Genomic DNA, 12,209 nt, shown 5'->3' with positions numbered 1-12,209 from the left:
TCACCTAAGCCGCATTTTCCGCTGAGACTCGTACAATTTGATCTGCTTCCAGGTAAAATCCCTCATCTCATCGCCCTGCCGACATGCGCGATACCAATCCACAGTCCAATTCAGGGCTGATTCGATAGTTAGACGCGGCTGCCACCCTAGATTTGCCTGCGCCTTGCTGGCGTCAAGGCGCAGCATGCCGGCTTCATGAACCCCAGGATCGGCATCCCTGACCCATGTCGCACCTTCGCCCCAGGCTGCAGCCATGTGGTCTGCGATCCGCTCGACCGGCCATGCATCCTCGGCGTTTGGGCCGAAGTTGAAGGCCGAGGCAAACTGCTCCTCGCCACCGAGCAGCCGTTCAGCCAGCAGGATGTACCCGTAGACCGGTTCCAGGACATGTTGCCAAGGGCGGACAGCGTTGGGCCGCCGTATGAGCACGGGTTGGCTTGCTTGGAATCCTCGGACCAGGTCAGGGATAAGCCGGTCCTCTGACCAGTCGCCGCCGCCGATCACATTGCCAGTTCGCGCTGTCGCCAAAGCGACCCGATGCTCTTCCGGGCGGTCGACCGAAAAGAAAGAGCTGCGATAAGCCGCGCTCACAATCTCTGCACAGGCTTTGCTCGACGAGTACGGATCATGGCCACCGAGCGGATCAGTCTCACGATAGGGCCAGATCCATTCCTGATTTTCATAACATTTATCGGTTGTCACGCAGACCACAGCGCGCACTGAATGGACTTTGCGAACGGCCTCCAGAACATGGCCCGTACCCAGCACATTGGTCGCATAGGTTCCAATGGGATCGGCATACGATCGTCGTACCAATGGTTGGGCTGCGAGGTGAAATATCACTTCCGGAGCAAAATCCTGCAGCGATATCTCCAGCCGGGGACGATCCAGAATGTCGCCGCGGATGTCATCAAGGATGCCAGCAATGCGGGCCACCGTGAACAGGTTTGGTTCAGTCGCAGGGTCGAGTGAGTATCCGCGTACCTGCGCTCCCAATTTAGCCAGCCAGAGAGCCAGCCAACCGCCTTTGAACCCGGTATGACCGGTTAGAAAGACCCGCCGGCCGCGCCAAAGATTCACCATTTCTTCCATGGAGCACTCCCGCCAGCCCAAAGCTCTTCAAGACGCTGCTTGTCCCGGACGGTGTCCATTGGCTGCCAGAAGCCACGATGAAAGAATGCCTGCACTTGATTCTTCGCAGTCAGCCTTTGCATCGGTTCGTTCTCGAACATGCTGGAGTTGTCGTGAATTTCGTCCAGGACCGCGGGTGACAATGCGAAGAAACCGCCGTTGATCCATCCTCCTTCACCTTTCGGCTTCTCCTGAAACGCGGAAACCATGGATCCGTCGAGGCCGAGTCCTCCGAAACGGGCTGGTGGCTGCACTGCAGTCAAGGTGACGCTCTTGCCGTGGCTTCTATGGAAATCGATAGTGGCGCCGATATCGAGGTCGCTCAGACCGTCGCCATAGGTCATACAGAATACGTCTTCGCCTGCCAAATACCTGCCAACCTTAGCCAGCCGGCCTCCGGTGCCGGTATTGTCACCCGTGTCGATGAGGGTTACCCGCCAAGGTTCGGCTACGCTCTGGTGTACCTCCATGCGATTTTCCTGCATATCGAACGTTACGTCAGACATATGCAGGAAATAATTCGCGAAATACTCCTTGATCATGTAGCCCTTGTATCCGCAGCAGATGATGAAGTCATTGATCCCATGCTGGGAGTAGATCTTCAGGATGTGCCAGAGGATCGGCCGTCCGCCAATCTCCACCATTGGCTTGGGACGAACTCCGGTCTCTTCGCTGAGCCGGGTGCCGAGCCCTCCTGCAAGAATAACTGCTTTCATTTCAGTTCTTAAGGTCTCCACCAGAAAGGCTGTTTAAATGGCAGAACGCTCTTGTCGCCCCAAGTCCATTCCTTGCTTATACGGCTTCATCTATACAGTACACTACCCTGCATTGCCGGTTCCCGATTGTGTATCCTGAGCTTACGGACCTCTGATGACTGATAAGGCAGCACAACTTCGGCAGCAAATCCTCACCCTCTGTTCCCAATATCTGGAAGAGGCTTTTCCGCCGAGCGAATTCAAGGCCGGCAGTTCCTCAGTACCTGTTTCTGGCAAAGTGATTGATGCCGCCGATCTCAGTTCTGTGGTCGATTCGGCTCTTGACTGCTGGTTCACAACCGGACGATTTGCTGAGGATTTCGAGCGCAAGCTGGCTCGTTTCGTCGGTGTTCGTTGTGCTTCGCTCGTCAACTCCGGCTCATCGGCAAACCTGGTCGCTCTCAGCGCTTTGACTTCGCCGAAGCTGGGAGAGCGCCGCCTGATGCCTGGTGACGAAGTCATCACGGTAGCTGCCGGGTTCCCGACCACCGTCAATCCGATTATCCAAAACCGACTGATTCCGGTATTTGTTGATGTTACGGTTCCCGGTTATGAAATCGACGTAACCCAGTTGGAGGCCGCTCGAAGTGAAAAGACCAAAGCTGTAATGATTGCTCATACGCTGGGCAATGTTTTTGATCTTGATGCGGTCACTGCTTTCGTCAAAAAGCACAACCTATGGTTGATCGAGGATTGCTGTGACGCACTCGGATCCACATGGAAAGGCCGTCATGTTGGGACCTTTGGCGACATTGCCACCGTCAGCTTCTATCCCGCACACCATATCACCATGGGCGAGGGAGGAGCCGTGCTTACGGACAAGCCGAGCCTCCAGGTGCTCATTGAGTCGTTCCGGGACTGGGGACGCGATTGCTGGTGCCACACCGGCAAGGACAATACCTGCGGGAAACGATTCGAGTGGCAGCTCGGCAGCCTGCCTTGCGGATACGACCACAAGTACACCTACACGCATATTGGTTACAACCTGAAGGCTACCGACATGCAGGCTGCGCTCGGCTCATCTCAGATCGAAAAGCTGCCTGGATTCGTCGCGCGTCGGAAAGAGAATTTTCAGTATCTTCGGACTGCACTCCAGCCGCTTGAGGAGCATCTTGTGCTGCCCGAAGCAACTCTTGGTTCGGACCCTTCCTGGTTTGGATTTCCTATCGGAGTTCGTGAAAGCGCGCCCTTTCGTCGCGATGAGCTGATTCGCGCCCTGGAGTCACAGAAGATCGGGACCCGTCTGCTTTTCGGAGGCAATCTGCTGCGTCAGCCAGCTTATGAGGGTTGCAAGTATCGTGTCATCGGAAAGCTGCCGAATTCGGATTTTGTGATGAACAATGTGTTCTGGGTGGGCGTTTACCCAGGTTTGACCAAGTCGATGCTGGATTTTGTGGCAAACAAGATTACTACCTTTATTACAGAATACAGGGCGCAAAGCGGGGAGCTGCAATCCAGCTTTGCACAGACCCGATGACATCAGATCCAGAGAAAACAGGAGAAAACAGCGAATGCAGGATCTCAAGCGGCGGCCACTCTTTATTTACGAGATGGCCAACAATCATATGGGAGATGTGGAGCACGGCATCCGAATCGTCCACGAACTCAAGGCGGCGTCCGAGGGGTTTCCATTCAGCTTCTGCGTGAAACTGCAATATCGCGACATTGATACCTGCATCCATCCGGCCTACAAGGGCCATTACGATCTGAAATACGTCAAACGCTTCTCTGAAACCCGCCTCTCATGGGATCAATACCGGCAGATCAAAGATGCAATCGTCGAAGCAGGTTTTTTGTCAATGTGCACTCCTTGGGACGAAACATCGGTCGGCAAGATCGTCGAACACGGTTTCGACTTCATGAAGATTCCCAGCTGTTACATGACTGATTGGCCGCTTCTTGAGGAGATTGCTAAACATGATCTAGCTATTGTTGCGTCAACGGCAGGCGAGCCCCTCGAAGAGATCGATCGTGTAGTCAGCTTCTTGAGGCATCGCAACAAATCGCTGACTATCATGCACTGCGTCGGAGAGTATCCCGCCCCTGACGACCATCTGCATCTCGGTCAGATCGCATTGCTCCGGAAGCGATATCCCGAGATCCCCATTGGATACTCCACTCACGAGAGGCCAGATAATTTCGAAGCGGTTAGGATTGCGTTGGCTATGGGCGCAGTCATGTTCGAGAAACATACCGGTGTTCCGACAGAGAAGTACGTGCTGAATGCCTACAGTGCGAACCCAACGCAGGTGAGGCAATGGCTCCAATCTGCGGCCGATACACTCTCGATGATCGGCGACCCCCTAACGCGCTACCCGGCGCCTCCAGGTGAGCAGGTTGCTCTGCGCGATCTCGCCCGTGGAGCATTTGTGCGCGAGGCAGTTTCCGCTGGCGAAACCATTCGCTCTACAAACGTTTTCTACGCGATGCCCAACGTCAAAGGACAACTGGTAGCACAAGACTTCTCAAAGTATGCGGAGTTTGTCCCTTGCCAGGAGATTCCGGCGAACGGTCCGATCATGCGTGATCAGGTAAATGCGGTAAACACCCGTGAGGCAGTCTATAAAATTGTCCAGGATGTAAAGGCGCTCCTGCGCAAGAGCAAGGTCCAAGTGCCCGGACAATGCGATCTCGAGATATCTCATCATTACGGTATTGAACGATTTCGGGAGTTCGGCCTTACCGCGATCACCGTTGTCAATCGTAACTACTGCAAGCGTCTCATGGTTGTTCTTCCTGGACAAAAGCATCCGGAGCAGTGGCACAACCAGAAGGATGAGACCTATCACGTTCTCTATGGCGATGTGACGGTAGAACTCGATGGCCATGAGACCACGCGGAAGGCTAATGATATCGTCACAATTCCGCACGGAGTCAAACATTCGTTCTGGACAAAACATGGAGCTGTCATTGAAGAAGTCTCGTCCAGCTATTCTTCTGACGACTCCTTTTACACGGATCCAGCAATCACTGCATCGCGCAATCGCAAAACATTTGTGACTTATTGGCTCGCGTGATGCTGACGGTGATCTGGGATGTTGATGATATCCTGAACGATTTGATGTACCAATGGTTCTTTCATGGATGGCGCATAGAGCATCCAGATTGCGCGCTCTCTTATGATGAACTAACTTGTAACCCACCGCATACCGTTCTTGGCGTGGAGCGAGCCGAATATCTGGCATCAATGGATCGCTTCCGCCAAACAGAACGCGCCTGTAAAATGACACCGAATCCTGAAGTGCTCGCATGGTTTCGCAAGCAGGGATACCGCTGCCGCCACATTGCGCTAACGGCTCGCCCGCTCGAAACAGCTCCTGACGTTGCCTGGTGGGTCATGCACCATTTCGGCGCGTGGATCCGTTGCTTTGGAGTTGTGCCCACCCGAACAGGGACCAATACGCCTGTTTACGACCAATCCAAGGGTGAGTTTATTGCGTGGCTCCGTCGAGGGGACATCTTCATCGATGATTCATCAGAAAATATTTTTCAGGCCGCGTCGCTTGGCCTCAGAACCCTGCAGCCCGCTCAACCTTGGAACAACAGCAATTTGACCATGGATGAAGTGCTACAGCAAATTTCCCAAATGGCAGGTGAACCTTGATCAAACTTTCGGACTATGTTGTCCGTTTTCTGACCGATGCCGGAGTGCGACGCATATTCATGCTGACGGGTGGCGGCTGCATGCATTTGGTCGACTCAGTTGGTTGCCAACCGGGTCTTGAATATGTCTGCTGTCTCCATGAGCAGGCCGTCGCGTTTGCGGCCCAGGCGCATGCCGAGTTCACCAGCGGCCTTTCAGCAGCCCTAGTGACAACCGGGCCTGGTGGTACAAACGCGATCACAGGTCTTGCCGCCGCATGGCTTGATTCCTCGCCATGCATTTTCCTGTCCGGACAGGTCAAACGCGCAGATCTTCTGACCAATCGCAGGGTCCGTTCCATGGGTCCGCAGGAGTTGGACATAGTTTCTGTCGTTTCTCCTTTGACAAAGTATGCCAAGACGCTGATAGACCCACAGGACGTCAGGTACGAGTTGGAACGTGCGGTTCATCTGGCAACTACGGGCCGACGCGGTCCGGTATGGCTCGATATTCCACTCGATGTTCAAGCGCAAATGATCGATGAAACGGCGCTCCGTGGCTTCAAGCCGGAGCCGCTGCAAAGCAGCCTCGACCTGCGCCAGCAGGTTTCCGCGACGACCGATCTCCTCAGACAGGCAAAGCGCCCCGTTCTTTTCATCGGAAACGGGGCACGCGTCGCGCATAACCAAGGCCTGGTAAAGGGGCTTGCAGATCTGCTAAAAATCCCCGTTCTGCTGACTTGGAAATCCATGGATATGTTGCCCGAAGATTATCCATGGTTTGCCGGCCGGCCAGGTTCGGTTGCGTCTCGCGGATCGAACTTCACTCAACAGAATTCGGATTGTATCCTCCTCATAGGCGCGAGGCTCGACATGCCGCAAACTGCGTTTAGTCACAAGAACTTTGCTCGCGCGGCCCGCAAAGTTCTTGTCGATGTCGACCCGCTGGAAATCTCGAAGTTTGAGATGCCCATTGATATACCAGTTTTGGCCGATGCCGCTGATTTTATTCGCGAGCTATTGGACCAACTCCAGGACGTCTGTCTTCCAGACGTAAGCTCCTGGATGGCAAAGACAAAGGAGTGGCATGCTAAATACCCGGTAATCCTTCCTGAGTACTGGACGCAGGCTCCCGACTATGTGAATCTTTACGTACTCGTCGACATTTTGTCCGAGCTCTGCACCGCTGAAGATGTACTGGCTCCTGGCAGCTCAGGTGCATGCAGCGATGTCTTCCTGCAGTGCTTTCGGATAAAAGCGGGCCAGCGGGTCGTCAACTCGCCTTCCCTTGGCGCTATGGGTACAGGACTGCCAGGATCGATTGGAACCTGTTTGGCATCACAGCGGAGACGCACCATCTGCGTCAACGGTGACGGTGGATTCCAGCTTAATATTCAAGATCTCGAGACGATTCGCCGCTTGAATCTGCCAATCAAATATTTCGTTCTTTGCAACGGTACATATGCGTCGATCATGGCTACACAACGCAATTATTTCAAGGGCAGGATGGTGGGCAGCGACCCGTCGAGCCATCTGACTTTACCTGATATTCGCAGGGTCGCTGAGGCCTACGGAATTCCCAGCGATGAAATTAAAAATCACACCGGAATCCGTGAGAAGGTGCAACAGGTGCTGGACCGTCCCGGTCCGGTGGTATGTGCTGTGCACGTCTCGTCAGACCAGGTGACGGCACCGCGTGCCACATCATCCGTGCGGCCGGACGGAACAATCATTAGTCTCCCGATGGAGGACATGGCGCCAAGGCTTCCGCGCGAGGTCTTTCTTTCCGAAATGATCATTCCCCCGCTGGAGGATTGATGAATCGGGCCAAGCGGCTTGCCGCGCAGGATCTCAATCTTGTCCTGGAACACACAGCTCCTCTCTGGGAGGATGCAAGGAACCAGCGGATTTTCCTGACCGGAGGGACGGGTTTTTTTGGGTGCTGGCTGGTCGAGAGCTTCTGCTACATGAACCGTCAACTCGGTTTAGATGCTGAAGCTACTGTGCTCACCCGGAATCCCGAAGGCTTTGCGAAAAAGTGCCCGCATCTTGCGTCTGATCCTGCAGTTCATCTGCTTCCCGGCGACGTGCGCAATTTTGATTTTCCCGATGGGCAATATGCGTATGTCATCCACGCTGCGACCGAAGCCAGCGCGAGACAAGCGGCAGAAGCACCTCTTGAGATGCTTTCAACCATCATCGCCGGCACTGAGCGAACTCTGGAATTCGCAGCCACATGTGGCGCAAAAAAGGTCCTCCTCACGAGTTCCGGCGCGGTGTACGGAAGGCAACCTGCCGACTTAATACAAGTACCGGAAAGTTATACCGGCGCCCCTGAGCCGCTTGATCCCGCGAATGTTTACGCAGAAGGAAAACGAATTTCGGAGCTTCTCTGCAGCATTTATCAGAAGCAGTCGGGGATGGAATGTAAGATCGCCCGCTGCTGGGCCTTTTGCGGTCCCCACCTTCCACTGGACCAACACTTCGCCATAGGCAACTTTATAGGGGACATTCTCGCGGGCAGGCCGATTCAGATTCGTGGAGATGGCACGCCGAGAAGGTCCTACCTGTATGCAGCAGATCTTACGGTGTGGCTTTGGACAATGCTATTCAGAGCACCTGCCTTGGTCCCCTTCAATGTCGGCTCGGCACACGATGTGAGCATTCTCGAATTGGCACAAGTGATCGCTACAACGCTCAACCCGAAGGCCGAAATACATATTGCTCAGCAATCTGTTCCTGGGGCTGCCCCAATACGCTATGTTCCAGCGGTAGATCGTGCGCGAGAAGTTCTTGGATTGCGCGAGATAATCCCACTCAACGAAGCGATTCGACGGACGGCTAAATGGTACAGAGAACAATAACCGGCACAGTCCAAAACCTTTAAGCTACTATTACTTTCCAATGCAGAATGTCGAGAATATCAGGTTCAACACATCATCCGAGGTGGTTTCGCCAGTGAGCGCGTCGAGTTGGCGCAGAGCGGTATACAAGTCCAGCAGCAGCATTTCGTGGGGGATGTTTCCGCTCACGGCATTCCTTGCCTTCCCCAAACTTTCGAGCGCGGACTCGACTGCCTGATGATGGCGGACGTTCGTCAGCATACTGTCTTCGGAGCCGGAACCGGAGACGCGTACTAGATCAAGAATTGCCGAGCGCAACTCGCTGATGCCCTCGCCAGTCAATGCTGATGTCCTTATCGCCCGTATTGAGTCATAATCTCTTGATCGAGAGTCAGCAAGATCAGCTTTGTTATCCGCGATGAGAACGCGGCGTCCAATTGCGGCTTTGATTAAGTCTTCTTCTTCAGGATGCACCGGCGCAGAAGCGTCGAGCACGATCAATACCAGGTCAGCATCAGCCAAAGCTTCCCGCGATTTCTGTATCCCAATGGATTCGGCCTCGTCTGCCGCTTCCCGCAGGCCGGCGGTATCCACAAGCTCGATCGGTATCCCGCCTATTGCAACTTTCTCAGTTACCAGATCGCGCGTAGTGCCCGGCATCGCGGTCACAATGGCGCGCTCGCGCTCCACAAGACGATTGAAGAGCGATGACTTGCCAACGTTTGGGCTTCCGATGATGGCCAGCGCCAGACCTGAATGCACGATCCGTCCCTGCTCAAATGTGCGTGCAAGCTCGGTCAAGGGTGCGGCGATAGCGCCAATGCGAACAATGACCTGGGCATCCGGCGTGATGTCCACATCGTCTTCCGCAAAGTCGATGCCAGCTTCGAGGAGGGCAATCAACTCAACTAAGCCCTGCTTGATTGGCTTGATGCGACGGGAAAGAGATCCGCCCAACTGCTGCGCCGCCACGCGAGCCTGATACAGAGTTTGCGATTCGATTAAATCGCGAACCGCCTCGGCCTGCGTAAGATCGATGCGTCCCGATAGAAATGCGCGTTCTGTAAATTCGCCAGGCTCGGCGAGCCGCGCTCCGCCTGCAAGCAATTGCCGCACAAGCAGATCAAGAATAACCGGGGACCCGTGCGCGGCAATTTCTACAATGTCCTCGCCGGTATAGGAATGAGGGCCAGCAAAATAGGTAACAATGGCTTCGTCGAGCTTTGACTGCGTCTCGGGATCGATGATTTCGGCAAACCGGGCGCGCGCATGCTCGAGATCACCGCGGAGTTTTAACAACGGCTGCGTAATGGCGAGAGCGTCCGCCCCTGAAAGGCGCACAATGCCAATGCCTCCACGACCTGGCGGAGTAGAGATGGCGACGATGGTGTCGTTTTCTGAGACTGCGCGCTCGATAGCGGGATGTGAATCGGACTGCACAGTCTATCTGCGCGAATGCGCCTTCGCCGCATCATGGCCTTTGGGATAGGCCACGACAAACCGGCGCAGTCCCTCGCCGCTTGAAGCGGTCTCGAGATCGGTATAGCTGCGAAAGGCCAGATGGAGCATTCGCCGTTCGCGCGAGCTCATCGGGGCGAAGCTATAGGGCTGGCCGGTACGACGGACCTTGTCCGCAGCTGTTTCCGCCGCAAGCTTCAACTCTCGCGCGCGCAGGGCCTTGAAGTTGTGGGCATCGAATGAGACTTTGTCGTGCTCTTCGGGATCCAGGCGAATGATCTTCGCCGCCACATGCTCCAGCGATCGCAACAGTTCTCCGCCTCTCTGCGTCAGCAGCGATGCGTCTGGACCGGCCAGTTCCACATAAATCTCGCGAGCTTCCAGGCCATCCGGATCGGCCGCGCCGGCTCCGGCAGTGATCCGATATTTCAATCGGAGTTCCCCAAGCGTGGTCAAGGTTTTGAGAAATGCGGCAATTTTCTGAGCCGCAGCAGAGTAGTCATCAATCGGCATCGATTTAGTATCTCATTGGCCATTGTAGTAGTGACTTGCATTTCCCGCAGACGCCACTTATGTATCGACAAAAAATAAAGGCGCCCAATGGTCAGGGCACCTTGGTAACTCCGACTTTTGGACGAATTTCATTTGCGCACAAGCGATGGTTGCTTGCCCGCTTTTTTTGCCGCTCTTTTCATGGCGATCTCGCGCACTTCGCGTCCCATCTTGGTGCGGTTCATCATCATTTGCTGCACAATGCCGAGCACGTTGCTGCCCGCCCAATAGAGAGCCAGGCCGGAACCGATGTTCCAGGTCATAAAACCGAACACCGCCGGCATGGTGAAGGCCATCATGCGCTGCTGCGAAGCATCAACGCCAGGCGAGGGCGTGAGCCACTGAACAAGGAACATGGACACAATGAAGAAGATCGGCAGGACGTGCAGCGGGTCCGGGGCGGAAAGGTCAGGCAGCCAAAGCCAGTGCGCCTGGCGCAACTCGATGACATTTTCCAGCATCCGGTAAAACGCATACAGCAGAGGCCACTGAATCAGCGACGGAATGCAGCCGCCGAACATGTTTACGCCCTCGCGCTTCTGCAGGTCGAAAATTTCCTTGTTCATCTCCTGGCGGCGCGGGTCGGTGGTTTTTAGCTTCGCGTATTTTGCCTTGATCGAGTCCATCTGCGGCTGGATACGCTGCATTTTCAGCGACGACTTCATCATCATGAAGCGCGTCGGCAGCATGGCCAGGTTGAGGATCACGGTAAGAATCAGGATCGCCCAGCCCCACTCGCCGGTGATGTGATCGTGAAGAAACTTCAGAATCAGGAACAGCGGCTTCGAGATAGGCCCCCACATGCCGAAGCTTACCGCCTTTTCCAGGCTCACTCCGCCGCTGGTTGGAACCGCTGCCAACACTTCCAAAGCTTTCGGGCCTGCAAACAGGCGGACACTGTAGGGCTGCGCTGCGCCCATTGCCGCTCCAATCACGGCAGCTTGTTCAGTGTGGTTCGGATCAGGATTTTTATGGTTCTGGGGAATGGCGATGGTGTTGTGCAGACTCACCACATCGAGATCTTTGGACGAATCGGGAAGGAAGATTGCAGCAAAGTACAAGTCGCCTACGCCCGCCCAGTCAAATGGGCCGTGCAGCGTTGCTCCGCCAGACACTTTCTTGTAAGCGATCTGATCTGCTTTACCATTTTGCGCGGTCTCAATTCTTCCCGTGGCATACTGCGGCAGAGTGATCTGATCGCCAATACCGGAAGGCCAGGAAAGCAGGGCCGGAACCGGCGCGCCGTTCTGTGTCACTGTCACTTCTGCGTGAATCACATAGCTTGAGTCAAACTCAAACGACTTATGGACGGTCAGGCCGCCGCTCGAATACTCGAAACTGAGCGTTCCAGGCGCGGTGATGCTGCCGGTAGCCGAAGGCACAAACATCGCCTGCTGCAGGCGATTCGTCAGACCCTGATCGTAGGTGTAGAGCGACAAAGGGTAGCCGAACTTGGCCGCAGCATCGTGATTTACAAGGTCCAGCGGCTTTCCGTCATCATCCTTATATTTCTTCAGTATCCAGGAAGTGACCTGCGCCCCTCGATTCGAGAGAGTAATGCGATAGAGCTCGTTTTCAACGACAGTTGTGGTCTCGGCCGCAGCCTGGGTCGTATTTGCCGAGATGTCAGGCGTAGCTGGAACAGCCGCCGGCTGTGGCGTCGCTGCTGTCGATTGATTGTTATTGGCCGTCGATGTCTGTTGCTGCGTCGCAGGAGCAGGGGTGGATTCTGCCGGTTTCTTCGGTTTCAAAAGCTGCAAACCGAGAAACATCGCAAGAAAGATGACGGTGAACGCGAGAATGGTCTTCGAGTCCTGCCCGCCGCCGCCCTGCTGATTGGGATTTTTTATTTCTGCCAAGAGTGCTTCCTATGATTTCGAATCGTGTG

At 54.9% G+C, this 12,209-nt stretch carries 10 protein-coding genes; 5 read left to right on the top strand and 5 right to left on the bottom strand.

Features of this window, described 5'->3' with window-relative positions; genetic code table 11:
* On the bottom strand, positions 1–1,092 hold the full coding sequence (rfbG, locus tag VEV40_RS18480; protein ID WP_324834472.1) for a CDP-glucose 4,6-dehydratase: 1,092 nt from the start codon (positions 1,090–1,092) through the stop codon (positions 1–3).
* Positions 1,077–1,847 carry a glucose-1-phosphate cytidylyltransferase gene (gene rfbF / locus VEV40_RS18475; protein ID WP_324834470.1) on the bottom strand — a complete coding sequence of 257 codons (771 nt, stop codon included), beginning with the start codon at positions 1,845–1,847 and terminating at the stop codon, positions 1,077–1,079. Before rfbF ends, rfbG begins: the two co-directional genes overlap by 16 nt.
* Before the next feature lie 154 nt (positions 1,848–2,001).
* On the opposite strand from rfbF, the gene rfbH reads away from it, so the two are divergent.
* The 5 genes from rfbH to VEV40_RS18450 are packed head-to-tail and all read left to right on the top strand — an operon-like array spanning position 2,002 to position 8,332.
* Positions 2,002–3,363, top strand: a complete 1,362-nt coding sequence (rfbH, locus tag VEV40_RS18470) for a lipopolysaccharide biosynthesis protein RfbH (RefSeq protein ID WP_324834468.1) — start codon at positions 2,002–2,004, stop codon at positions 3,361–3,363.
* Between the two features lie 34 nt (positions 3,364–3,397).
* Positions 3,398–4,903: an N-acetylneuraminate synthase family protein gene (locus VEV40_RS18465; RefSeq protein ID WP_324834466.1), complete on the top strand. Its 1,506-nt coding sequence runs from the start codon at positions 3,398–3,400 to the stop codon at positions 4,901–4,903.
* On the top strand, positions 4,903–5,490 hold the full coding sequence (locus VEV40_RS18460; protein WP_324834464.1) for a hypothetical protein: 588 nt from the start codon (positions 4,903–4,905) through the stop codon (positions 5,488–5,490). The genes VEV40_RS18465 and VEV40_RS18460 overlap by 1 nt, the downstream gene beginning before the upstream one ends.
* The gene (locus tag VEV40_RS18455; protein WP_324834462.1) at positions 5,487–7,286 is read left to right on the top strand and encodes a thiamine pyrophosphate-binding protein; all 1,800 of its coding nucleotides are present in this window, start codon (positions 5,487–5,489) and stop codon (positions 7,284–7,286) included. The genes VEV40_RS18460 and VEV40_RS18455 overlap by 4 nt, the downstream gene beginning before the upstream one ends.
* Positions 7,286–8,332 (top strand): NAD-dependent epimerase/dehydratase family protein, encoded by a 1,047-nt coding sequence (locus tag VEV40_RS18450; RefSeq protein WP_324834460.1) that lies wholly within the window; start codon positions 7,286–7,288, stop codon positions 8,330–8,332. Before VEV40_RS18455 ends, VEV40_RS18450 begins: the two co-directional genes overlap by 1 nt.
* Positions 8,333–8,362: 30 nt before the next feature.
* Here VEV40_RS18450 and mnmE read toward each other — a convergent pair whose 3' ends face one another.
* The 3 genes from mnmE to yidC form a co-directional block, all read right to left on the bottom strand.
* Positions 8,363–9,751 carry a tRNA uridine-5-carboxymethylaminomethyl(34) synthesis GTPase MnmE gene (mnmE, locus tag VEV40_RS18445; protein WP_324834458.1) on the bottom strand — a complete coding sequence of 463 codons (1,389 nt, stop codon included), beginning with the start codon at positions 9,749–9,751 and terminating at the stop codon, positions 8,363–8,365.
* Between the two features lie 3 nt (positions 9,752–9,754).
* Positions 9,755–10,282 carry a protein jag gene (locus VEV40_RS18440; RefSeq protein ID WP_324834456.1) on the bottom strand — a complete coding sequence of 176 codons (528 nt, stop codon included), beginning with the start codon at positions 10,280–10,282 and terminating at the stop codon, positions 9,755–9,757.
* Positions 10,283–10,410: 128 nt separating this feature from the next.
* Positions 10,411–12,180, bottom strand: a complete 1,770-nt coding sequence (yidC, locus tag VEV40_RS18435; protein ID WP_324834455.1) for a membrane protein insertase YidC — start codon at positions 12,178–12,180, stop codon at positions 10,411–10,413.
* Between the last annotated feature and the right edge of the window lie 29 nt (positions 12,181–12,209).

It is taken from the genome of Alloacidobacterium sp. (genome assembly GCF_035631355.1).
Classification (GTDB): domain Bacteria; phylum Acidobacteriota; class Terriglobia; order Terriglobales; family Acidobacteriaceae; genus Alloacidobacterium.
This window is presented reverse-complemented; position numbering and strand designations above follow the sequence as displayed.

Coding starts and splice junctions, on each gene's coding strand:
- rfbH (WP_324834468.1), top strand. CDS start 2,002: ATGACTGATAAGGCAGCACAACTTCGGCAGCAAATCCTCACCCTCTGT.
- VEV40_RS18450 (WP_324834460.1), top strand. CDS start 7,286: ATGAATCGGGCCAAGCGGCTTGCCGCGCAGGATCTCAATCTTGTCCTG.
- VEV40_RS18465 (WP_324834466.1), top strand. CDS start 3,398: ATGCAGGATCTCAAGCGGCGGCCACTCTTTATTTACGAGATGGCCAAC.
- rfbF (WP_324834470.1), bottom strand. CDS start 1,847: ATGAAAGCAGTTATTCTTGCAGGAGGGCTCGGCACCCGGCTCAGCGAA.
- VEV40_RS18440 (WP_324834456.1), bottom strand. CDS start 10,282: ATGCCGATTGATGACTACTCTGCTGCGGCTCAGAAAATTGCCGCATTT.
- VEV40_RS18460 (WP_324834464.1), top strand. CDS start 4,903: ATGCTGACGGTGATCTGGGATGTTGATGATATCCTGAACGATTTGATG.
- rfbG (WP_324834472.1), bottom strand. CDS start 1,092: ATGGAAGAAATGGTGAATCTTTGGCGCGGCCGGCGGGTCTTTCTAACC.